The following is a 22,001-nucleotide window of genomic DNA, read 5'->3' as shown; positions in this document are numbered from 1 at the left end:
GCAGTGTCAGCAGACTAACAAGTAATTTTCCAGCCTAAACCGGAGATAATTATATCACTTTCTGGCTGCATCTGCGGTTCCCAAACCCAACCGATTTTTCAAATAATCAGTCATCCAACTAACACTAGCCCTCGACCTAGAAATCCCCCCTTTTAACAAAATCCCTCCCTCCCAATCAGGATTAGAAATCGACCAATCAACCTGCAGCAAAAGGCTCAAACGTTCCTCCCAACTCTCAGGAAAAACCGACAACAAAGCGGCCCCAACTTCCCCCAAACTCTCCAACACAACACTGTGACAGTGCACGCAATTCCGGCGCATTTCCCCCGCCGCAACTTGCTTTTGCAGAACTAATTGCCAATCGGGCATAAAACTGCTAACCGCATTCCAATAATTAACCGCCTGTTGTATTTGTTGAGCCAGTTCTTCCTCTTTTTTCTGTTTTGTAGTGCCAGAATGAGAGGGTTTTGTTTGTTTGCTGCTGTGAATGTTGGACAGCAAAGCCATGATAGCACGATCGATCGCACTTAGCGCAAACAATTTGGGCGATCGCCCGTTCAAACTCCCCTTCTCCATCTCCGTCAAACACCGGAACACATCAACCTGCTTAACAACTGATTTTACAACCAAAGCGCGATCGCCCCGGTGATTGAAAAGTACCCTTAGCGACGACTCCAAAGGAACTTGAAAATTGTTCAAATCGGAAAACTTTTGCTGCGAATTTTCCAACCCAATATCCAGAAACAAAATCAGCGCCACCGTCTCGTATCCCAACTGCGGATTTTCCTGCAAAGCCATCTCAAAAGCCGCCCTGCGATGCTGTCCGTCATTAATAGTAAATTTAGCATCCATCGGCACTCGCAAGCGACCGATTTTGCGTTCCTCCGCCTCATTTCCCACAGCTTCAAAAGTAATATCCGCATCAATCGAAGCGGCGATCGCCCCACAAGTATAATTCCCAGAATTATTGACCAAATAATCAGCAATTTCGGGAATTCTAGCCCAGTTAAGCGCCCGTTTCGCCCGCAGAGACGGCGGCAATTCTTCAGAATCTAAAGGAAACAATTTCGGCAAAAAACGCACCGGACACATCGACACGTAATATTCGCGGCCCGCTTGAATTCCTCGGATGACCGGCAAAATGTATTCAAAGGAAGGAGTGGACATATTTTAGAATTGGGAATTGGGAATTGGGAATTGAGAATTGAGAATTGGGAATTGGGAATTGGGAATTGGGAATTGGGAATTGGGAATTGGGAATTAATATTTATTGACTTTTGGTCTGGTTTGTGATATGTGTCCGGGCTATAGCAAGATAAGTCAAGTATTTCACAAAACTTTTTAAAAAACAAGAGTTGACATCAATTTTAACCCATGATATTTTTGAAAAAATAGCGTAATTATATAAAAACTGCGAATGAATACCAACCCAGCGGCTGACCTCGCTAACCCATTTTTGGAAAAAGAACATCGCGAAAGACAGGAAATCGCACTGTTATTAGATAATTATTTAGGAAAGGACGATCGCATTTTCGTACAAAAAACCCAAATGGGAAACACCGAAGCCTACATCGGTTCAGTCACCCTAGAATGGTTAGATTCCCGCGTCCGTTTCGCCTCACAAATGCCGCTTTTCCGACAAAAATTTGACCTCAAAACTAACAACATTGTCCGCGACGACGAAACCATTGACGAAATTATCCAGCGCCCCTTGGATTGGTCGCGCCAAGCCCCACTAACTCAATATTTAGCAGCCCGAAAAGCCCACAAATTCCCCGCAGTTTTAGTAGTCGTCAGTCCCCCTTGGGTAGACAACCCTCTAGCAGAAGAATGGGATAAAAACGGCGTAGCAACCAAATCGGCCGCTGAATTCACATCCTTTGATAAAAACGAGAATTTAGGGCTATTGAATATATCTAAAGATATTTCTATCTTTGCCTTAGACGGCCAGCACCGGCTGATGGGAATTCAAGGTTTAATGAGTTTAATTAAAACCGGAATTTTGCAAAGATACAACAAAAATAAAAAACCTGTGGGCGCTGCAATTACTCTCGAAGATTTAGCCCAAGAGTATCAAATTGACCCCGACGAAGTACACAAATTAGCTCACGAAAAAATCGGGATTGAGTTTATCCCGGCGGCTGTGACTGGGGAAACCCGACAGCAAGCACAACGGCGCGTGCGATCGATCTTTGTGCACGTTAACCTCATGGCGGTGACGCTTAGTCAGGGCCAGCTAGCATTATTAAATGAAGACAACGGATTTGCGATTTGCGCCCGCAAAATTGCCGTCACCCATCCTTTATTAAAAGAGCAAGATAACAGAAATCCCCGCGTCAATTGGGACAGCGCCACAGTCGCCGCCAAATCAACTGTACTCACCACCTTGCAAGCGCTGCAAGATATGTCGGAACGGTATTTAGAATACAAATTCCCCCATTGGAAGCCGGAAAAAAAAGGTTTAATTCCCATGCGTCCCGAAGATGATGAACTAAAAGAGGGAATTGAAGAGTTTAAGAAGTTGTTCGATAATTTAGCAACTTTACCCAGCTATCAAAGAATTGAAAGCAGCGAAGAAACCTTAGAATTGCGCCGATTTAGTTTTGAAAAGCCGGGGGGCGAGGGAAATATTTTGTTCCGTCCAGTTGGTCAAATTGCCTTAGCTAATGCTTTGGGAATTCTAGCATTTAGAAAGAAAATTTCGCTGAAATCTATTTTCGACAAACTCCGCAGATTCGATGTGGATGAAGGATTTAGCCACATGGACAATCCTGAGTCTGCGTGGTACGGGATTTTGTACGATCCGAATAAAAAGCGAGTGTTAGTTTCTGGAAGGGATTTAGCAGCGAAGTTAATTGTATATTTGGTGGCGGGAATTGACGACGATATGGATCGAGCTCATTTGCGGCAAGCTGTGGCTCAAGCGAGGACTTTTGAGGATAAAGCTGTTAGTTTTAATGGCAGGTTTGTGAATCCGAAAGAGGTGGGATTGCCGCAGGTGCTGAGTTAAGTTTCTATTGGGCAAAGTCCACAGCGACTAACACTGAGCAGGAAGCAAATTAGTTTTGTATAATTGAATCTGCACCTTACCTATAACCAGATTATGACCATCGCTGAACAGATTTATGCGATCGCCAAAACCCTTCCCAAAGACCAAGCTAGCGAAATTCTCACTTTCGCTGAATTCGTCTGTGCTAAGCATTTGAGCGCGAACCAGCAAACAGACACTGTAGACTCTCCGATTCCTTGGGCTGAACTTGTTTTTTCCCTTGCTGGAACTTGGGTAAAAGATTTTCCATCTCTAGAAGATATTCGTGCTGAATCTGGACAAGATGTTTTGCGGGAGAGTCTATAAATGTACGTTTTGGATACAAACACCTTGATCTACTATTTCAAAGGTCAAGGACAAGTTGCTCAAAACATTGCTAATGTTTTACCCCAGGAAATAGTCGTTTCTGCGATCGTTATTTTTGAGTTGCAAGTCGGCATTGCTAAATCCAATTCGCCGGCCAAACGCACTCAACAACTTCAGCAACTTTTGAGCCGAGTTAACGTTATTGCTTTCGATCGCGATGCTGCTGTTGCGGCTGCTACAATTCGCGCACAGTTGGAGCAACAAGGTACTCCCATCGGCTCGATCGATGTTTTGATTGCAGGGACAGCCGTAGCTCTCCAAGCGACTCTCGTTACCCACAATGTCAAGGAATTTTCTAGAGTTTCGGAACTCGCGATCGCAGACTGGTATTGACTACCTTCCCAACTAAAATGTTGTTAAATTCGTACTTTTAAGAGTATATCGTAATCCCCCAATTCATCCGCAAACAGAACCTGGATGCTTGGTGGTTCAGACATCAATACCATCCCAAAGTTCTGCGATCGGGTGAACTTTGCCGTCTTCTACTTCCTGAAGCGCAATCAGGAGACTGTTAAGAATATCTTCTTTAGATTGCTCCTCTTCATCTTCTTCAAATAGTTGACTTAGGGATTGCAAAATCAGGGTTTCGATCGGCAGGTTGAGTTTACCAGATTTCTCAAGAAGCTGCTGTTCTAAATATTCAGGAATGGTGAGGGTAATTTGCGTGGGGTATCTCTTCTTATCACAAACTTTCAAGCGCCGACTGTATTTAACTTGTTAAATGGCTAACTATTACTATTTCTTGCCGCTTCTAACTTTTGCTGAATTGCGGCTTGAACTTTCTCATCAAAATCAGGATCGCCGGGAGTTGCAATAATCCTCAGCGGATGCTGATTTATTCTGTCTAAGTACGCTTGAAATGCGGCTCGATCGCCTCGATGTTTGAGAAAATACTGTTTCAATTCAGTATTCGACATTTCGTTATAGTTAACTTGGCTCATCAGCAAACTCCCCATTGGGTAAAATTTGGAACTCAAGCTCTTCATCATACCCAGCCAATATGTATACGTTACGAGTTCTATCGTCAACACAAACAAGATGTATGGGTTGAAGCATTGTGTAAGTTAGTTGATAAGAAATGCGATATAAACTCTCAAGCTGGGCAGCAGTAGGCATTAGACTTAATCACTCCACCTAAAAGTTATTTTAACAGATAACTCCAGGCAATAATTGACTAATACATTAAGTTTAACTTAAGTATTTTGTGGTTTCAACAAAACCAATTCCGCCCCCACAGGCAAATGATCTGAGCCTGTTGCTTCCAAAACCGAACTCGATTTAGCACCCCAATGCTTTGAATACCAAATATAATCAATCCGACAAACGGGATAGTTTAATTTCAAATTCGATGTTTTCACCAAAAACTTAAGTGGCCAACCATGAGGCCAGGTAAAACCAAATCCAAATCCCGATTTTCGGAAAGAATCTTGCATGACTTTTTGCACGATATCATAGTCTTGACTGTCGTCTGTCATATTAAAGTCACCCGCGACAATTACTGGCAGAGTTTCTTGCTCAACTCGCTGCACTAAATCTTGAATTTCGGGAAAGCGTTTCCCATACGTGTAAACGGGAATTTTGAGAAAACGCAATATTTTATGTTGCTTAAGCCAAGGGCCTGAGCTTTCCATATTATAAACGACTATTTCTCGATATTTAAATTTAATAACGGCCCGCTGCTGCGTTTCTGGATGATCGGCCAAGTGCAGTATTTCGCTGGATACAATGGGATATTTACTGAGAATTCCTACCGGGGGAATGCCTATTTGATAGGGGTAGTCTGCTTTTAACGAGGCGAAAGCTCTTTTGATATGCTTCTGAACTATTTCTTGTAAAAATATAATATCGGGTTTTTCTCGTTCAATCAGTTTAACTAAAGTTGGCGACTGAGTTGAATACCAACCGAGGTTATTGGAGAAGATTTTGATTACAGGCTGCGAATCTGTGCTGTTTATTGGTGTGGGAGAAAAGTATTTTAGGTGCAGCCAACTTATTAGGAAAATGCAGGAGATCGTCGAAATAATCGAGAACCATCTTTTTTTGATAATTGAGAAGCCGACGACGGGAAGTAATAAAGTTGGGAAGAGAATTAAGGGCAGAAAAGTGCTAATCAAGGCAACAATCCACAGTCGATCCCAAAATATTAGTTTTAGAAGGAAATAGCAGAGAAGAAATATTGAGTAGCTATAAGCGAGAATTGTTGCAGATTGCTTGACAACTCTTTTGATTAGATCTATTGGTTTGTGGTGCATGGGGAATCTCTTAAAATAAGAACTTGCTTAAATCGAATTCTTCATTTGACCGATTTTGATTGTCTCTTTGGGAGATTAAGAACAACAAAAGGCGATCGGTATAATCGGCCGCACCCCGAAATTCTTCTCGCAATATTTCCAGTCCGCCATTAGCATATTCTTCAAAAATTTGCAAGCGTTCTGCTTCCAATTGTTCGTCGAGATGGGAGAGGATTTGAGGATTTTTGGTTTCGGCGATCGCAATTAGCTTAATCGCCATATCGTAACCCCTGGATATAAAAATATCAATATCAATGGCACCGGGTTCTCGTTTAGAAATTTCCCCCAAGGGCGATCGCTTTTTCCGCTTATTTCCCAAGGATGCCGCAAAGACAATGACATCGGCGTAAGTCTGAAAAGGGCCGGAGTTGTTATCCAATAAAGTTAAGGATTTCACTAAATCGGCTTTGTCTTTAGCAATTCTAATTCTGTTAGCAGCCATTGGGATTAATATGTAATTTTTAAATTGGTAGAGTAACCGCAGATGTCAAGCAGATCGACAGAGATTAACGCAGATAGTTTTTAGAATGTTCGTAATAACATAATTTTTTTGGCAAAACTTCCTCTGGCTTCCCGGCGCTTGATTTTTTCGGCTAAAAGTCGATCGCCCGAAATGCCAAAACTGGTCATCACCGCATCTATCACCTCATACAAATCCGCCAATTCCGCCACCAAATCTTCCTCATCAGCCTCCGCAGCTTCCCCCGCTTCCTCAATCAATTTCTGGCGCAAAGCTTGACGGTATTCTGCATCCGACAAAATGACAAACTCGCATTCACTCCCGCTTTGGCGAATAATTTCAGGAATGCGATCGCGCACCAACTTATGATACTCTTTTTCCATGTCAAACTCCCTTTAACCTTGACTAAAAGTTTGAATCAACCAGCGATTAATTTCCCCATCATCTTGCGTTTGACTCCGATTCAAAGCTTCCTCAACTAACGCGATTTCTAGCCCCGGTAAAACCCGCGACTGTTGAATCCTGCCGCTACCTCCGCCATTAATCGCAAAGGCAAAAACCTCCCCAGTGTTTGCACGATCCACCCAATATTCGCTAATTCCTGCATCTTCATAAAGCAAGCGCTTGCTACCCAAATCATCGTTAAAAGAAGATGCACCAATTTCTATTACCAAATTCGGCGGATCGTATTCATTCAAATCAATGGGTGAATTGTTGTCAGCCGGAGGAACTCTCAAATCTGAACCAATGTAGTAAGCTAGATCGGGTTGAAACTCGCGAATACCTGCTTTGCGAAAACTAGCATTAGTAAATTGAATTATTCTGATATTTTTCAATGTAGCGTACAAAATAACTACATTGGAAACAATCGAATTTTGACGCGCGTGCAATGGCCATACTGGTGACATTTCTACCCTCATGTGCTCTTGATAGTAATAAAACTTGCCTTTTTCCCAAGTTAAATCATCAGCGAAAGCCAGAAATTCTTCCCATATTGCCTTCATCCAAATATCCGTTTCCAAAACCTGTGTAATTGCCGAATTAGAAGCCATAATCCACCTCTACAATTTTCGTATATTCAAATTCATCTGAACTGCGCTTAACTAAAGCATAGCGCGTTCCGCCCAATTCGATCGCATCTTCTTCGCAATCAGCTTTCGGAGAATTGTACTCCAACACGTATTCCCTACCGATGGAACTTTCCATTTCTCTAGCAACTTCTCCGCGCCACTGAGTTTTTGTTACTAAGACTACCAATTGATTCGCCAATTTAGGCAGTTTATTAGCAATTTGTTTGCGATAAATCTCATCCAAACTGCCAAAGGGAGAATCCATCACAATCGGAAATGTACTGCTATCGGGGCCCATCAAAGTATTTTTTTGACTCCACTCGCGCACGCCCTCAATAATTCCGCCGATAAACGACAAACTGAGGATTTGATTTTCTCCTGTAGAAGCGGGAACTAAAGATTCGTTGCCCGATGTATTTTCTACTAGCGTCAGTTCGTATTTGTCGCTTAATTTGGGGAGGTAAGGAGTAAAAGAAATTTGACTAAAAATATCTTGCACTCGCTTTTCTAATTGAGAACAAAACTGTTTTTCTAAGCGCGATCGCACTTCAGTTAGGCGATCGATCGCATCCTGAGTCGCAGCAATCCGGCGCTGGGCCAATACTTGCTTTTGCTCGTTCAGTTGCTGCTTGTCGATTTGTTTGTCCAAAGCAGCAACCTGCGCGTTCAAACTCTCAATCTGCTGCTGGTTAGAGCCAGTTTCCCGGTGCAAATCGCCAAGGTTTGCCTCAATTTCATCCAAGCGCTTTTGCAAGCGGCTGACATCGCCGTCAGGGAAATTTTTCAGCTTGCTGTGAATATCGTCTAACTGGTTTTCCACCCGCGAAATTTCTGTTCTACCGCGATGAATATTGGCTTGTTGGCTGTCAAGTTCCTCCCAAAAATCAGCTACTTGTCTATCAATTTCATTAACGCGATCGCTAATCCGAATAGTAGTTTCTTCCACATCGCCAATAACCGCTTTATCCATCCAACCACTCACATTTTCGGAAGCAACAGAACCGGGAGTTAATTCCGCACCGCAGATGCAGCGCTGCTGCACTAATAACTCTTGCAAAAACGGCCGCCCAATCCCCGAAAGTAACTCACCTTTTTCGCGCAAATTTCCAAAAATTGAGTTAAATTCAGCCGCAGCATCCGACAAAAATACCGCGTAACCGCGCCCCGAAATTGCTCGTTGAAGCGCTGATGAAGCCCGATCAATTTCTTCGTGAAATAAACGCCGTTGCTTTTCCAATTCGTCTCGCAACTGTTGCAACTCGGCAGCACCACTGCGTTCCAGCAAATCACCGTTAACTGCTTTTTTTAATTCGCCTTGATTAGTCAATTCTTGCTCAATTTCTACTTGTCTTTGTGAAAGTTGGTCTACCTCTTTCTGCAAAGTTTGCTTTTCTTTTAAAAGTTTTTTAATTTCGTAACCACCAATCATACTCAAATCTGTTTCTAGAGATTTTTTTGCGTCTCCCAAATGTCGGATAGAGCGATTCAGTACCTCTACTCCCAGCAATTCCTTAGTAGCTTCGGCAATTTCTGCTTTCTTATCGTGGCGAACAATTTGCTCGATTCGTTCCCCATCAAAAAAGAAATATTGATGTAAATTTACTGGCAAAATTCGTCCGATAATATCATCGGGATGCTGGGCTGTTGGCATCCAACGGCCGTCATCTTTTGCTACTTGCAGGAACAATTCGCCTTTGATGTGTTCTACACCATTTTCACTTTTGTAAGCACGGCAAACACGCCTTGCTTGGTAGCGCTTGCTGTCGTGTTCAAACACAACTTCTGCCCAACAACCTACTGCTTTTCCCATTTCTGCTTCAGCAAGAGCGCGCTTGTTTACTAATTGTTCTTCCGCCGCAAAAGCCGTGCTAAATTTTCCGTACAGCACCCAGGTAAAAGCATTCATCAGTGCAGTTTTTCCAGCACCGTTATTACCGTGAATTACTGTAATATTTTGCTCGCCCCAAGCCAGCTTTATTTCGGGACTTTTGCCAAAAAACTGCCGAAAATTGCAAAGAGTAAGTGAAATTAACTTCATACAATTGCTTCCCTAATAATTGTTAAAATGTCATCGCTAATATAGCGGGGAGATTTCATATATAGCTTATCTTTTTCTAGTTCCAATACCTGCTCGATAATTTGTCTGACTTCCGGCGGCGCGCTAGTAATCGGTTGCTGTACGTCGCTTAAGTCTTTGTCTGTGTAATAACCAGAACGTTTTTCTGCTAAAATGCCGATCGGTACGGGTGCGATCGCACTATCTTCATATGTAAAAGCGATTACCAAATTTTCATTCAAATTTTCAGCCATAATTAGAAGGAAGAAGGAAGTTCGGCAACGAGCAATGTACGGGATGTAACGGATGTAACGGATGTAACGGATGTAAGTCCGTCGGAAGAAGGTAGAAGGAAGAAGGAGGAATGCTTATATATGGCGGTTCTCAAGCTTGGTGAGGTATGCCCTATGCCCTATTCCCTATGCCCTATGCCCTATCCTCACGAGAGCACCTCATGTTACTGAGAAAGGCTATAGTTAGCTTTTTTGTCATCTCTATTTGACGCTTAATTAAGTGGATTTACTTATTTTATTGCAAAAATCAAAAACTACAGGGTTACGTATGGGGTGAGAAACCGGGTTTCTACGAGTGTTGTTCTCGCGTCACGAGAAATCTGCAAAGAAACCCGGTTTCTAGAAGTTTTGTGACGAAAAACGAGGAATTTACCAAGAAACCGGGTTTCTGAGTTCGTAAGTGCGATCGCTCACGAAACTAGCAACTCAAACTGCAATAAAATAATTCTATCTTTTTAAGATAAACCGAACCGGAATAAATGTCAAATATCTAACAAGCCATAACGCTTTTGAAGTTGCAGCAATTTTACCCTAGCTTCCCCAGCATTATCGGCTAAATCAGCAAATTCTAAGAACCGCTTCAACTCTTTTCTGAGCAGATTGCGCTCGACTTCTAAGGTTTCTCTGCCCAAATCGGGAGGCAAAACAATCATGTCAAATAAAGTAGCTCTTTCCTTTCCCGGATGCGGTCGCAAAATGCGTCCCCGGCGCTGAATAAACTGGCGCGGATTGCTGCTGCTTGCTAAAATAACAGCATTGCGAATTGCTGGAATATCAACGCCTTCATCCAAACAGCGAATCGCGACTAAACCTTGCAATTCTCCACTCTCAAATTGCTGGCGCAATCTTTCTCTTTCTGCTAAAGGAGTTGCCGCCGTGTAGGTGTTAACTCGATAGCCTAATTCTGAACCTAATAACTTTGCGGTTTCTGTTAGTTGGCGGTTGTTATTGCGGCGCGCACTTCCTTCGATCGCGCCGTCGCCGCAGTAAAATAAAGTATGGGCCGTGTCGAGACGGTTACTCATTAACTTTCGCAAAGCTGTTAATTTATTAGCCGCCGCCCCAATTAACCGAGAACGCTGCATTAGTAAAGTTGTTAAAATATCGTTTTCTGATACTTTTTCATCGCCCCAAAGCGCCCAACCAATTTTTTTAGTTAAATAGGAATATTTGCGGGTTTCAGCTTCTGTCAATTCTACTAAAATCGGATAGTATAAATAATGTACTAAGGCTTTTTGTCGGATGGCATCGGCTAAGGTAAGCTCTGGTTGCAAAACCGGGCCGAAATAATCTAAAATAGATTCGGTTCCCTGTTCGTCAAAGTGTCTTTGTGGTGTGGCGGAAAGGGCGAGGCGCAGTCCAATATTGCGTGGCAAACTTTGTCCCAAACGGGGTGCGCCTAAGTTGTGAACTTCGTCTCCAATAATTAGGGTTTTTTCTGGGAAATAGCGGATTTGCGACTGCAAGCTATCGGACATTAAGGTGGCATTTGTGGTGATAATTGTCAGAAATAGTCCCTCGATAGCTCGCACTTCATACAAACCCGCAGCTAGCTTATTTTGCCAACTGCGGGCATTTTCAAAGGCTAAAATAGGTTTTAAGCCAAATTTTTCCGATTCGCGCGCCCACTGATTCACTAAGTGGCAGTAGGGGCAAATTACAAGCAATACTTTAAGGTTAATTTTATTATATAATTCAGTGGCGATCGCCAGTGCAGTAATCGTCTTACCGCTACCAGTCGCCATCTTCAGCGTACCGCGTCCCCGATTCGCAAACCAATTATCAACCGCCGCCCGCTGATATTGTCGCAATTCCAGCGATGGCGGCATTCTCGGAAACCCAGATTGCAAATGATTTACCGCCATCGCGATTCACCTTTAAATGCCGTTAAGAAGAAGGAAGAAGAAAGAGGAAGAAGGAAGAAAGAAGAAGGAAGAAGGAAGAAGGAAGAAGGAAGAATGAACGTTTTTTTTAGCGAGTCGTATTTTACATTTAACTAGATGGATTTAGTTGGATGCAAAAGTCCCTGTACTCAAATGTAGCTTACGCGCGATCGAAACTTAACAACCCAAACAAATTATCCGCCGACAGTTGCAAATCCGACAGCACATCGAGCACCGGCAAAATATCCAGATTCTCCTTCCCCTCTGGTTGCTGCTCCGGCTTAAAAACCAAAATTAATTTTTCTTCCGGGTCAATCAACCAACCTAACTTAGCACCGTGATTTAAACAAAACAAGATATTATTGATTACCCGAGTTGGATTTTGAGCCGGCGATAAAATCTCAATTGTCCAATCCGGCACAATTTCAAACCTGTTTTCTATCTCTCCACTAGCATTAAGAGGAATGCGCGACCACTCAAATACTGCTAAATCTGGAACAATAGCACATCCTCCAAAAGTACAGCACAATTCAGGAAAAGCAAAAGCTAACTTTTGCCGTTTACCAGCTTGATTAATAGCTGACGACAATTTGATTTGTAACGTGCTGTGTTTTCCTTGCGGCATAGCTTTTTGATGAATTTTACCGTCAACATACTCGCTAGCCGGCTTAGTTTCTGGCAGTAGCAAAAACTCTTCCAGAGAAATCTTTGACGGAGACTGAATTGACGTTAACATAAGCGATTCAACCCTCAAAAACTCCGATCAATTAACGTCGCTGTCACCTTCCCAATCCTGACAACTCTCCGATTCCACACCAGTAGGGTGCATCCCACAAACCAACAAATTTCCGCCGTAAACTTGGCCGTGATAGTTAGTGCAACCGCGACAAGCCGGCTGCTGAGTCGTCGAAGGGTCTACATAAGTCACCACCGACCAATCTATCTCATCAAGCTCCGGGTCGAACTCCCGAACAATTTCAATTATCGGCTCTAGAAATTCATTGATATAACCGTCTAATTCATTAAAATAACCGTCAAAGTCAGCAATCAGGTTATTTTGTACTTGTTCTGTAAACTCTTCCGAAATCTTTGCCAAAACGTCCAGCATTTCGACAAATTCATCGCTAACATCGCTGAAAAAATGCTCTACGTCAGAAGCAGCATTTTCCATTACTTCAAAAAAACCTTTTGACCAATCTTCCATGAATTTGACAGCTTACTATTGCAAAGTATTTAACATAGTCCGGGACACATCAAGCCCAAAAAACCGGGTTTTTTACTCTCATCAGGTTGCAACGGGCGTATTGTAGTAAAAAAACTCGGTTTCTGACTACCCCCACGTCCGGGACTATCACAGATAAGTGCAGCCAGCCTCATGCGAAGCGATCGCACCTACTCTCAATTCTATTACCTATTGCTCTATATCCGTCCACATCGGATACCATTTTCCTGAAACAATCCAACTGTAGGTCAACTCCAAACCCGCATCCAGTCAATCATCCCCAATCTAAAATCGAAAAATCTAAAATCGTAAAGGGAACTTAAGAGTATTATCTTGAGTTCCCTTTATGCTTTGCTTTGCGAGCTTTTTTTGAGCTTAATCGCGCTTCAGCTTTCGCAATTCATCTTGTAAATTCTGTACTTGTTCGCGGAGTTTATCTACGCCGCCGGTTTCTTTAGCATCTGGTGCCGAAACCTCTTCTTCCTCAGAAACAATTTCAATCCGGCGAGGTTCAGCCGTTTTTTTGTCCCCAGTGACTTCTACTGGCGGTTGCTGCTGCTGAGCTTGTTGCACCATATCTTCGACAAAGCGGCGTGCTTCTTCCGTTGACATTTCGCCCCGCTTGACTAATTCATCGGCCAGCTTTTGGGATTCAGCGCGCAATTCAGTCAACTTGCTGCCTGCTTTTTCACCAGCATAGGAAGCTAGCCCGACACCAAGATAAACTGCCTTTTGTAAAATATCTCCGAAACCAGGCATAGGAGCTACACCTCATAAAACAAGGTGAACCGGAGACCACGCCTATTACAAGCATCCCGTGTTGCTGCTACCTTCCGGTCCTGACAAGATTTGGGCGTTGGAATCGCGTGGGTCCAGTTCATTTGTGAGTATAACACATTTATTTATTCTTCAACCACACACCAGTGATAAATTTCATAAATAACGCAACCGTTTTTCACCAGGGGGTCTTCAGCAACGATCGCCCTTGCCTCATCCATCGAACCCGCCTCAAACATCAACATACCGCCGCCCCGCCTCGCCCAGTAGCCAGTTTTAGCTCGGTGTCCTTTAGAAATCAACTCTCGGACATAAGCTCTGTGAGCGGGCACATACTGGTCAAATACAGGCTTTTCGACAATTCCTTGCTCAATTTTGACAAACCAAGGCATTTTTTATTTTAGATTTTAGATTTTAGATTGGGGATTGTAGATTGGGAATGAGGTTTTTGGTACGAGGAATTGAGTAAATACTCGATCGCCCGTACTCAGCCACTCCTTCCTTACTGCGATGCTACCCTATGAACCAGTCAAAACAGCGATTTTTTATTGCTCTAGTGCCGCCCCCGGAAATTCAACAGCAGATTACTGAGATTAAACAGTATTTTGCCGAACACTACAACAGCCGCAGTGCCTTGAAGTCACCGCCCCACATCACCCTGCAACCTCCTTTTGAATGGCCAGCGGCGGAATTTCCGAAATTAGAGGAAAGCTTAAAAAAATTTTCCGCACACCGGCTGTCAATTCCCGTTAGCCTATGCGGTTTTGCCGCTTTCGCGCCCCGCGTCATTTACGTGGATGTTGTCAAATCCCCCGAATTGCTAGAAATTCAAACAGATTTGATCAGTTATATTGAGGCGAATTTGGGAATTGTCCCTCCAGTTGCTCAGAATCGCCCATTTGTACCGCACATGACAGTAGGGTTTCGCGATTTAACCAAGGAGAATTTTCAAGCTGCTTGGTTGGAATTCTCAGGGCGCCAACTCCACTTTGAGTTTACCGCTGCAGCATTAACATTGCTGCTGCACGACAGCAGCCGCTGGAACATCAGCAAACAGTTCCCGCTTAATATCGAACCCGCAACAAATTTAAATCAATCGTAAAAACTCTTCCTTCTCTACTCTTCCTTCTCTACTCTTTCTTCGCGCCGCTTCGCGTCTTCGCGGTTAGTTATTCCAAAAAAACGTGATAAACTCTCGACATCGGAATGCAATTTAGATGCGGAAAACCTGTTTAAAATTCAACGTAAAACAGGTGGCAAACTGCTCTTATTGGGACTTGCCAGAGCCACAGTTCCGTAAACCAAAATTCCCGACTCTCGCAATATTTTAATAGCCGATTTAACCGTAGTGCCGCTAGTATAAATATCATCAACTAACAGCACTCGATCGCGCGGGCGGCGGCGGCGAAAATCTTTCCCCAAAATCAAAGCATCTTTCATTTCAGCTTTTCGCTGCTGTGGTGTTAGAGCAAATAAAGGTTGAGTATTTTTCACCCGATCCAAACCGTGGCGCTGCAAAGGTAAACCAGTCAGCTCGCAAAAACTTTCCGCCAAAAGTTCCGCCTGGTTAAAACCCCGCTGCTTGACCTTTTCTTTGTGCATGGGAATTGGTACAACGGTTAGATTGTCAATAGCTAATTCGGGAAAACTCAGCCAAGCTTCGGCCAGCCAGCCGCCGAGAGGTTTCGCTAATTGGGGATTTCCCTCATATTTCAAAGCTGCGATCGCCCGTTTCAGAGTCCCGCCGTACTCGCCCCACACAAAAACCCGCTCCCGATCATCCCAAAATCGAGCGGGATCTGCTAACTGACATCGCTGAAGTTGTTTGTGACAGTACGCACAAAACTCCTCGGTCGCAGGTCGCTGACAAAGAGGACAGTTAGACTTAAGAAATAGATTAAGTAAAGATTTGACTAATCCCGTCCATTTTCGGTTGTTCATCCTAAAATTGTGGTAATTGATTAATCGGAAAAACTATCAAAATTCAATCTGTTTCTAAGGACAGGCTCGCTCGCGTGACAAACCTCTACCGGCTAGACAAAATTCAACCTTCAGACCGAGATGCAGTGGGAGAAAAAGCATTTTACTTGAGCTGTTTGCTCGCTCAAAATCATCCCGTTGTACCGGGTTTTGTCGTGCCGGCTCAAACATTTTGGCAGTTTGTAGAGTCGATCGACTGGCTAGAACCGCTATTTGCTGACTGGCCCCACTCTTCCCTGCACCTGAATGTTGACGATCCCAGACAACTGCAATCGATCGCCCGCAGCATCCGCCACCAAATCCTCGCCAGCAAACTGCCAGATTCACTGCCCTCCACCCTAGAGTCTGCTGTTTCTCAACTCAACTCAAACTCCAAAACCTTAATTTTTCGCCCTTCCCTGACTTCCTGGCACCCGAAAACAGCCGGAATCCTGGAAGATCCGGCAGTACGCGCACAACCAGAAGCCATTGAAGCCGGACTCAAACGAGCTTGGGCAGAACTGTTCAGAGCCCGAAGTCTATTTTACTGGCAGCGGTGCGGCATGAGGATACAGCAAATCAATCCTGTAGTTTTGGTGCAGCCTCTCGGGCGAGCGATCGCCGCGGGCGAAGTGAAAATTAAGGCCGGTGCAGCATGGGAAATCCAAGCCACCTGCGGTTTGGGAATGTCCCTCCCCAGGGGAGAAACCATCCCCGACTACTATCAAGTGCAGCCAGAAACAGGCGCAGTTAAATTCCAGCGGCTAGGTTACAAAACATTAGCCTACGACCTCAAAGCCGACGGAGAAAAACCGCTCGCCCAACAGCAGCTAGGCAATTTTTCCGCTTTCCCAATTCCCGATTCTCCATTTCTAATTTCTGATTGTGCTGACAGTTGCGTGGAAGTGTTGGCGCTGGAAGAGAAAGCACAAACTGAATATGTTTTAGAAGAATCGCAACTACAAAAAATTATTAAAGCCAGCAAACAAATAATAGCTGAATATGAGTCTGATTTAATCTTAGATTGGACGATCGAACAGACAGAAAACAGCGGCGAAACGCAGTTGTATTTCACTCAGATTCGTTTTTTGCCAGGGGAAAAAGTCACGCCGAAACGGGGTGTGGCGATCGCCCCGGCGAGAACTCCTGCGATACTCAGAGGTTTGGCCGCCGCCTCGGGAAAAGCCGAAGCAATTGCCCAAGTTATCACTAATTCCCACCCAGAAAACGCTCAATTCTTGGCTGGAGGCATTTTGGTAGCCCGGACAATCGAGCCGCACTGGCTGCCTTGGCTGAAAGTTGCTGCGGGGGTAGTTGCCGAAGAAGGAGGCATGACAGGCCACGGCGCGATTTTAGCTAGAGAGTTGGGGATTCCTGCCGTTGTGGGAGTTGCAGGGGCGACTCGGACGATCGCCTCGGGGGATTCGGTGTTGGTAGATGGCGATAGCGGAGAAGTTTTTAGTACCGCCCCAGATTCGGCGACTGACACAGCAGAAAGCAGCCGACTTGAGGAAACAGCAAACAATCCAGATATATACAGTACGGCAGCAAAAATGTCAATAGCCAACCACCAATTTTCTGCATCGGAGCGATCGTCCAATCCCGGTCTTCAATCTCGACTGGTACAATCTCCCGAATCTGCTTGGGGCGCGCCAACGGCGACTCAACTGCTAGTTAATGTCAGCCAAACAAGTTCGATCGAGCGCCTCAAAAATCTACCAATAGATGGCATCGGATTGCTGCGATCGGAATTGATGGCATTGGAAGCTTTGGACTGTCAAAACCCCAAAGTTTTGCTGCAAAACGGCCGCCAATCGGAATTTGTCGATCGCATGGCGGATTGCCTCAGTTTATTTGCAGCAGCCGTTGCGCCGCGGCCGATATTTTATCGCTCTCTCGATTTGCGCGAATCGGGAGCCATCGGCAGTTTTAGTTATACCTTTGAACCCGAGTTATTTGATTGGGAACTGTGCGTGCTTCAAAAAGTCTGCGATTGGGGCCATACAAATATCAATTTAATTTTGCCTTTCGTGCGCTCTGTTGACGAATTTGTTTACTGCCGCGAGCGATTAGAAAAAAATTGGCAAAACCGACCAAACGAATTTGAAATGTGGATTATGGCGGAAGTTCCCTCGGTATTATTTTTATTGCCAGATTATGTAAAAGCCGGAGTTCAAGGAATTTCCATCGGCAGCAACGATTTAACTCAATTTCTATTAGGCATTCACCGCAACTCGGAACAGTTAGCAGGTGGTTTTAGCGGGCGCGATCGAGCAGTAATGAAGGCGATCGAACAATTAATTCAACAGGCCAGGGCTGCGGGCATTCCTTGCTCGATCTGCGGCGACGCGACCGCACTGTATCCTGAGATAGTTGAATCCTTGGTGCGGTGGGGGATTTCGTCTATTTCCGTCAATGTCGATGCTGCAGAACAAACTTGCAGGGCGATCGCCCGGGCCGAACAGCGCTTGATTCTAGAAGCCGCTCGATCGATCGTTAATAATTGATATCAATTCCGGTTGCACTCCTCCAGAATTTTTGACTGTTGACTGTTGACTGTTGACTGTTGACTGTTGATTGTTGATTTTTGACTGTTGATTGTGAATCGAACAACTGGAAATTGCACCGAGATAGGTGGCGACTTGTAAAAAATATTCATGAATTGCCCTCTAATTTATCATTTCGATGCAGCCGAAAACGATAGGAGATAAGCTGTTGCGGTAAATCAACATTGCGTGTCAAAAATGACTGAGATTGCTTGTGAGACTTTGCTCCAGCCTTGTTTAAATTATTTTGGATATTTCAGCCTAATGTAAGTATTCGGATGTTAGCGTATTGGGTATTAACGATTTTATCAACCAAATTTTTTGACAGACATATTGCCCTCAACCGCAAATTTTGTCCGGGCTGCCGAGTTTGGGAACCTAAGTCCTCAATAAAAAAATGGATTTTCAAGTTAGGATAGAAATATGATCAACACCTTACTCGGAGCAACAAACAATGAAATCAAAAATCATTGCAACCGCAGCAGTTCTTGCCGCCCTCGGCTGTCTGCATCCCCATCCTGCATTATCTCAACCGGCAACTAGCGGCGGCCCACAACCCGGATTTTGGCAGCCGAGGGCGCAGGTTGACACTACTCGGAACATTACCCTGAGACTGTTAAATGAAACCGGATTAAACCTAGAATACGGTGAATCAGGTGTTCGTTTATCATCCTTACCCGTCGGAGCCAGCAAAAACATCACGGTTAGCGTCAGCAGCCGCACGGCCGACATTGCCAATATTCCGATTAATGTCAAAGGAGGAACCACAACTTTGAAATACGACTACAGCGTAGATTCTAAGACAAATCTTGTGACGGTTCGGATCACTACATCTGATGGTCGGAGTAGGCAAGATCGGTCAGTTTATATTGATGAAAAAGGCAGAATTTACTCTTTCTAAAACCGACGGCGATCGACCCGGTTTTTCCTGATAAATCTTGGTTTTAGCAGGAAAGTATCCGGGAAGAAATCGGGTTTCTGGACTCGATCGCATAAATTATATATGTTTCAAAAAGTCTGAATCAAGTGCAGCCGATCGAAAGTCGATTTTTTTGTGCAGCGGATTTAACATTGCATACTCTTAATTTTACTGTCTGCGTGCGCTCTAGCGGCGGGGGCGATCGCACCTGACTCAAAGGGTTTGCCGCACCGACAAACCCTTTGTAATAGATCGGATAGTTACTGCTGTTTCTTAGTCGATCGAGATCGACTGAGGCCCAGTGCTTTTGTTAGTCGCTTCGGTTGCGGGAGGAGTGTAGGAAGTCGAACCTGCTTGTTCGTCAATCCAGCTTCTGACGGGATCTTCGTGAAGGTTGAGTCGAAGCAGGCCCGAGAAAAATCCGCCCGCAAAGGCGATCGGCTGTTGCATCAATTCTTTGGCCACTGGGATGAGTTCGTCGAGGAACATTCAAGGTCTCCTTGTGCTGCTGGGGTTCTACCTTTACTGTACCGTTTGTACTGCGATGCTGGCAGCGGGCTAAGCTGTTGCTCCTATAGATTGTGTATGAGATTGTGTAGGGCGATTGAGGGGGAGAAGGGCCCTTCGGCTTCGCTCAGGATCAAGAGGGGGAGAGGATTTGACGATTTTTGATTGTCATCAAAATATACAGTTTAAATGCACAACAGCTTACCAAAAACCCAGTTCCCGGCGCTGGTACAAGACGGGCGATCGGGCAATTTTTGGCCGAATGATTTAGAATACTAATCAATTTGCTGTAAAAATTATATGTGCCGTTTGCTTGGCTACCTCGGGGAGCCGATTTTACTCGATTCTATTCTGTACAAGCCGGAACATTCCCTAATTGTGCAGAGTTACGAGCCCCGCGAAATGACTTCAGGCGTGGTTAATGCTGACGGTTTTGGCATCGGTTGGTATCACCCGCACCTAGAGACTGACCCGTTTACCTATAAAAACATACAGCCAATTTGGAGCGACCTCAATCTACCGAGTATCAGTCGATACGTTGAATCCGGCTGCGCGATCGGATACGTTCGCAGCGCAACTTCGGGACAATCTGTAGATTTGAGCAACTGTCAGCCGTTTGGGCGCGATCGCCTGCTGTTCGTACACAACGGCTTCGTGAAAAATTTTCGCCAAACTCTGTACAGACCAATTCGCGATCGCCTGTGCGATACCGTTTATCAATCAATTAACGGTACTACAGATTCAGAACACATCTTCGGCTTATTTGTCAATGAATTGACCGACCAAAGTCTGACCCTACAAGCAGCTTTGCAAAACTCCTTAAAAATCTTGGCAGACTTAGCAAAAGTTCAGCAAACAGAATTTTCAGCTAACATCATTATCAGCGACGGACACCAGCTCGTTGCCTCTCGCTTTGCTTCCCAAAAAGCCGCTCCTTCCCTTTATTGGGTGCGGGACGATCTAAACTTTCCAAATTCGGTCATCATTGCTTCAGAGCCTTTATTTGCTGGCAATTGGCACGAGTGTCCAGAAGACAGCATTATCAGTACGGGAGTAGACGGTGATATCCAAATCTATCCAATCTTGTAGAGAGGCAATTTATCGTGATTTGCAGCAGTGTCGGCGCGGCACTTTTAAATTATTTGCAGACATAGATTGCGATACTTTCTGCCGCCTTGCTCATCCAGATTTCAGTCCGGTTGGCTGGCATTTAGGTCACATTGCTTATACTGAAGATTTGTGGCTGTTGCAGCGATGTGCTCTTTTGAAGCCAGTTTTTCCTGAGTATCACCAACTGTTTGCTGCGGATGTTTTGCCGAAAAAACAGCGGGTTTTTCTGCCAGCGTTACCAGAAGTTAAATTGTATCTGGATGCGGTGAGAAAAAAGGTGTTAGATTATTTGGAAATAGCGCCGATCGAGGAGCAAGAACGTCTCTGGCGGTTTATGATTCAGCACGAAAGCCAGCACTGCGAAACCGTGGCTTTTGTGTTGCAAATGCAAAAGAAGCAAGCAAGGCGCGACAGGGATTTGGACGCGGATACACGGATTAATTATCCGCAAGGGGGAAGAAGGCAGAGGGAAGAAAGAATATTAATGCCCGATTGCCCTGTTTGGCCGATGCCCGATACCCGATGCCCAATTCCCAATTCAGAAATTGAAATTCCGGGCGGGGAATTTTATATGGGAAGCGATGCTGCTGAGGCTTTGGATAACGAGCGATCGCGCCACTTGTGTTATTTAGAAGCATACGCGATCGATCGCTATCCCGTCACTTGCGGTCAATACCGAGATTTTATGGCATCCGGCGGCTATCAAAACCCTGATTGGTGGTCAGTAGAGGGGTGGAAATGGCTCAAAGTTCATTTAGTCGATCGGCCGCTTTACTGGTCAGAAAATCCCGCTTTCAACAACCATCCAGTTTGTGGCGTCAGTTGGTACGAAGCCGAAGCCTACTGCAACTTTGCCGGTAAGCGTTTACCATCAGAAGCCGAATGGGAGAAAGCAGCGAGTTGGGATGCAGCAAATCAAACAAATCGCACCTATCCTTGGGGAGAAGCACAGCCAAATGCTAGCCTGTGCAATCACGGGAATAATCTTGCAAACACATCGCCAGTTGATGCTTTTCCAAAAGGAGCGAGTGCGACAGGCTGCTGCGATATGTTGGGGAATGTTTGGGAGTGGACTGCTTCCACATTTGACGCTTATCCAGGATTTGAAAGTTATCCTTACAAGGGATATTCTCAAGTTTATTTTGATGGAGAACACCGAGTTTTGAAAGGCGGGAGTTGGGCAACTTTTCCTCAAGCAATGCGATCGAGTTTTCGGAATTGGTACTATCCGGGCGTGCGGCAAATTATCGCTGGTTTTCGCTGCGCCAAGTAGTTGGTCATGCAATTATAGCCTTTTTCATAAAGATGAGGTATTATGCGGCATTGGCCAAACAGGCCAAACAGGCCAAACAGGCCAAACAGGCCAAACAGGCCAAACAGGCCAAACAGGCCAAACAGGGCATTGCAACCAACAAACAACAAACAACAAACAACAAACAACAAACAACAAACAACAAACAACAAACAACAAACAACAAACAACAAACAACAAA

The 22,001-nt window shown here is 44.6% G+C and carries 26 protein-coding genes and 1 other RNA gene; 9 read left to right on the top strand and 18 right to left on the bottom strand.

Annotated features, from left to right (window positions below; genetic code table 11):
* Positions 1 to 54: 54 nt before the first annotated feature.
* Entirely contained in the window at positions 55 to 1,167 is a 1,113-nt protein-coding gene (gene dndB, locus QT998_RS05095; RefSeq protein WP_333091044.1) for a DNA sulfur modification protein DndB, read from the bottom strand.
* 250 nt (positions 1,168 to 1,417) lie between these two features.
* Between dndB and QT998_RS05090 the strand changes: the two genes are divergently transcribed.
* The 3 genes from QT998_RS05090 to QT998_RS05080 all read left to right on the top strand — a co-directional run bounded on the left by QT998_RS05090 (position 1,418) and on the right by QT998_RS05080 (position 3,748).
* Complete coding sequence (locus QT998_RS05090) at positions 1,418 to 3,010, top strand: DGQHR domain-containing protein (RefSeq protein WP_333091042.1); 1,593 nt, start codon at positions 1,418 to 1,420, stop codon at positions 3,008 to 3,010.
* Positions 3,011 to 3,103: 93 nt separating this feature from the next.
* Positions 3,104 to 3,355 (top strand): DUF2281 domain-containing protein, encoded by a 252-nt coding sequence (locus QT998_RS05085; protein ID WP_333091040.1) that lies wholly within the window; start codon positions 3,104 to 3,106, stop codon positions 3,353 to 3,355.
* Entirely contained in the window at positions 3,356 to 3,748 is a 393-nt protein-coding gene (locus QT998_RS05080; RefSeq protein WP_333091039.1) for a type II toxin-antitoxin system VapC family toxin, read from the top strand.
* 96 nt (positions 3,749 to 3,844) lie between these two features.
* Here the strand turns inward: QT998_RS05080 and QT998_RS05075 are convergent, their stop codons facing one another.
* The 10 genes from QT998_RS05075 to QT998_RS05030 form a co-directional block, all read right to left on the bottom strand.
* Positions 3,845 to 4,111, bottom strand: coding sequence for a hypothetical protein (locus tag QT998_RS05075; RefSeq protein WP_333091037.1), 267 nt, complete (start codon positions 4,109 to 4,111; stop codon positions 3,845 to 3,847).
* A 29-nt stretch (positions 4,112 to 4,140) separates the two neighbouring features.
* Positions 4,141 to 4,356, bottom strand: coding sequence for a DUF6887 family protein (locus tag QT998_RS05070; RefSeq protein WP_333091036.1), 216 nt, complete (start codon positions 4,354 to 4,356; stop codon positions 4,141 to 4,143).
* Positions 4,343 to 4,531 carry a DUF6888 family protein gene (locus QT998_RS05065; RefSeq protein WP_228049914.1) on the bottom strand — a complete coding sequence of 63 codons (189 nt, stop codon included), beginning with the start codon at positions 4,529 to 4,531 and terminating at the stop codon, positions 4,343 to 4,345. The genes QT998_RS05070 and QT998_RS05065 overlap by 14 nt, the downstream gene beginning before the upstream one ends.
* A gap of 77 nt (positions 4,532 to 4,608) precedes the next feature.
* A complete protein-coding gene (locus QT998_RS05060; protein WP_333091035.1) occupies positions 4,609 to 5,529 on the bottom strand; it encodes an endonuclease/exonuclease/phosphatase family protein in 921 nt (306 codons plus the stop codon).
* A gap of 148 nt (positions 5,530 to 5,677) precedes the next feature.
* Positions 5,678 to 6,148 carry a DNA phosphorothioation-associated protein 4 gene (locus tag QT998_RS05055; protein WP_333115644.1) on the bottom strand — a complete coding sequence of 157 codons (471 nt, stop codon included), beginning with the start codon at positions 6,146 to 6,148 and terminating at the stop codon, positions 5,678 to 5,680.
* Between the two features lie 80 nt (positions 6,149 to 6,228).
* Positions 6,229 to 6,549, bottom strand: a complete 321-nt coding sequence (locus QT998_RS05050; RefSeq protein ID WP_333115641.1) for a nucleoside triphosphate pyrophosphohydrolase — start codon at positions 6,547 to 6,549, stop codon at positions 6,229 to 6,231.
* 12 nt (positions 6,550 to 6,561) lie between these two features.
* Positions 6,562 to 7,218, bottom strand: a complete 657-nt coding sequence (locus QT998_RS05045; protein ID WP_333115638.1) for a Uma2 family endonuclease — start codon at positions 7,216 to 7,218, stop codon at positions 6,562 to 6,564.
* Positions 7,208 to 9,274 (bottom strand): AAA family ATPase, encoded by a 2,067-nt coding sequence (locus QT998_RS05040; RefSeq protein WP_333115635.1) that lies wholly within the window; start codon positions 9,272 to 9,274, stop codon positions 7,208 to 7,210. The genes QT998_RS05045 and QT998_RS05040 overlap by 11 nt, the downstream gene beginning before the upstream one ends.
* Positions 9,271 to 9,546: a hypothetical protein gene (locus tag QT998_RS05035; RefSeq protein ID WP_333115632.1), complete on the bottom strand. Its 276-nt coding sequence runs from the start codon at positions 9,544 to 9,546 to the stop codon at positions 9,271 to 9,273. Before QT998_RS05035 ends, QT998_RS05040 begins: the two co-directional genes overlap by 4 nt.
* Positions 9,547 to 10,067: 521 nt before the next feature.
* Positions 10,068 to 11,414, bottom strand: coding sequence for a DNA phosphorothioation system restriction enzyme (locus QT998_RS05030; RefSeq protein ID WP_333217939.1), 1,347 nt, complete (start codon positions 11,412 to 11,414; stop codon positions 10,068 to 10,070).
* Between the two features lie 21 nt (positions 11,415 to 11,435).
* On the opposite strand from QT998_RS05030, the gene QT998_RS05025 reads away from it, so the two are divergent.
* Positions 11,436 to 11,585 carry a hypothetical protein gene (locus QT998_RS05025; RefSeq protein ID WP_333091025.1) on the top strand — a complete coding sequence of 50 codons (150 nt, stop codon included), beginning with the start codon at positions 11,436 to 11,438 and terminating at the stop codon, positions 11,583 to 11,585.
* Between the two features lie 43 nt (positions 11,586 to 11,628).
* Here the strand turns inward: QT998_RS05025 and QT998_RS05020 are convergent, their stop codons facing one another.
* The 5 genes from QT998_RS05020 to QT998_RS05000 all read right to left on the bottom strand — a co-directional run bounded on the left by QT998_RS05020 (position 11,629) and on the right by QT998_RS05000 (position 13,859).
* Complete coding sequence (locus QT998_RS05020) at positions 11,629 to 12,204, bottom strand: Uma2 family endonuclease (protein ID WP_333091024.1); 576 nt, start codon at positions 12,202 to 12,204, stop codon at positions 11,629 to 11,631.
* Between the two features lie 27 nt (positions 12,205 to 12,231).
* The gene (locus tag QT998_RS05015; protein WP_333115627.1) at positions 12,232 to 12,672 is read right to left on the bottom strand and encodes a hypothetical protein; all 441 of its coding nucleotides are present in this window, start codon (positions 12,670 to 12,672) and stop codon (positions 12,232 to 12,234) included.
* A gap of 393 nt (positions 12,673 to 13,065) precedes the next feature.
* The gene (locus tag QT998_RS05010; protein WP_194067167.1) at positions 13,066 to 13,449 is read right to left on the bottom strand and encodes a phasin family protein; all 384 of its coding nucleotides are present in this window, start codon (positions 13,447 to 13,449) and stop codon (positions 13,066 to 13,068) included.
* Between the two features lie 23 nt (positions 13,450 to 13,472).
* Positions 13,473 to 13,569: signal recognition particle sRNA small type (gene ffs / locus QT998_RS05005), an RNA gene on the bottom strand.
* A 23-nt stretch (positions 13,570 to 13,592) separates the two neighbouring features.
* Positions 13,593 to 13,859, bottom strand: coding sequence for a YciI family protein (locus QT998_RS05000; RefSeq protein WP_194008815.1), 267 nt, complete (start codon positions 13,857 to 13,859; stop codon positions 13,593 to 13,595).
* 128 nt (positions 13,860 to 13,987) lie between these two features.
* Between QT998_RS05000 and QT998_RS04995 the strand changes: the two genes are divergently transcribed.
* Positions 13,988 to 14,569: a 2'-5' RNA ligase family protein gene (locus QT998_RS04995; protein WP_333091019.1), complete on the top strand. Its 582-nt coding sequence runs from the start codon at positions 13,988 to 13,990 to the stop codon at positions 14,567 to 14,569.
* 137 nt (positions 14,570 to 14,706) lie between these two features.
* Here the strand turns inward: QT998_RS04995 and QT998_RS04990 are convergent, their stop codons facing one another.
* Positions 14,707 to 15,408, bottom strand: coding sequence for a ComF family protein (locus tag QT998_RS04990; RefSeq protein ID WP_333091017.1), 702 nt, complete (start codon positions 15,406 to 15,408; stop codon positions 14,707 to 14,709).
* A 74-nt stretch (positions 15,409 to 15,482) separates the two neighbouring features.
* On the opposite strand from QT998_RS04990, the gene QT998_RS04985 reads away from it, so the two are divergent.
* Positions 15,483 to 17,933: a putative PEP-binding protein gene (locus QT998_RS04985; protein WP_333091016.1), complete on the top strand. Its 2,451-nt coding sequence runs from the start codon at positions 15,483 to 15,485 to the stop codon at positions 17,931 to 17,933.
* A 493-nt stretch (positions 17,934 to 18,426) separates the two neighbouring features.
* Positions 18,427 to 18,873 (top strand): hypothetical protein, encoded by a 447-nt coding sequence (locus tag QT998_RS04980; protein ID WP_333115624.1) that lies wholly within the window; start codon positions 18,427 to 18,429, stop codon positions 18,871 to 18,873.
* A 291-nt stretch (positions 18,874 to 19,164) separates the two neighbouring features.
* Here the strand turns inward: QT998_RS04980 and QT998_RS04975 are convergent, their stop codons facing one another.
* The gene (locus tag QT998_RS04975; protein WP_194067161.1) at positions 19,165 to 19,380 is read right to left on the bottom strand and encodes a hypothetical protein; all 216 of its coding nucleotides are present in this window, start codon (positions 19,378 to 19,380) and stop codon (positions 19,165 to 19,167) included.
* Between the two features lie 318 nt (positions 19,381 to 19,698).
* Here QT998_RS04975 and egtC point away from each other — a divergent pair, with 318 nt between their 5' ends.
* The gene (egtC, locus tag QT998_RS04970) at positions 19,699 to 20,487 is read left to right on the top strand and encodes an ergothioneine biosynthesis protein EgtC (protein ID WP_333115621.1); all 789 of its coding nucleotides are present in this window, start codon (positions 19,699 to 19,701) and stop codon (positions 20,485 to 20,487) included.
* Positions 20,459 to 21,781 (top strand): SUMF1/EgtB/PvdO family nonheme iron enzyme, encoded by a 1,323-nt coding sequence (locus QT998_RS04965; protein ID WP_333115618.1) that lies wholly within the window; start codon positions 20,459 to 20,461, stop codon positions 21,779 to 21,781. Before egtC ends, QT998_RS04965 begins: the two co-directional genes overlap by 29 nt.
* Positions 21,782 to 22,001: the final 220 nt, after the last annotated feature.

Source organism: Microcoleus sp. S1D4 (genome assembly GCF_036700765.1).
Lineage (GTDB): Bacteria > Cyanobacteriota > Cyanobacteriia > Cyanobacteriales > Microcoleaceae > Microcoleus.
This window is presented reverse-complemented; position numbering and strand designations above follow the sequence as displayed.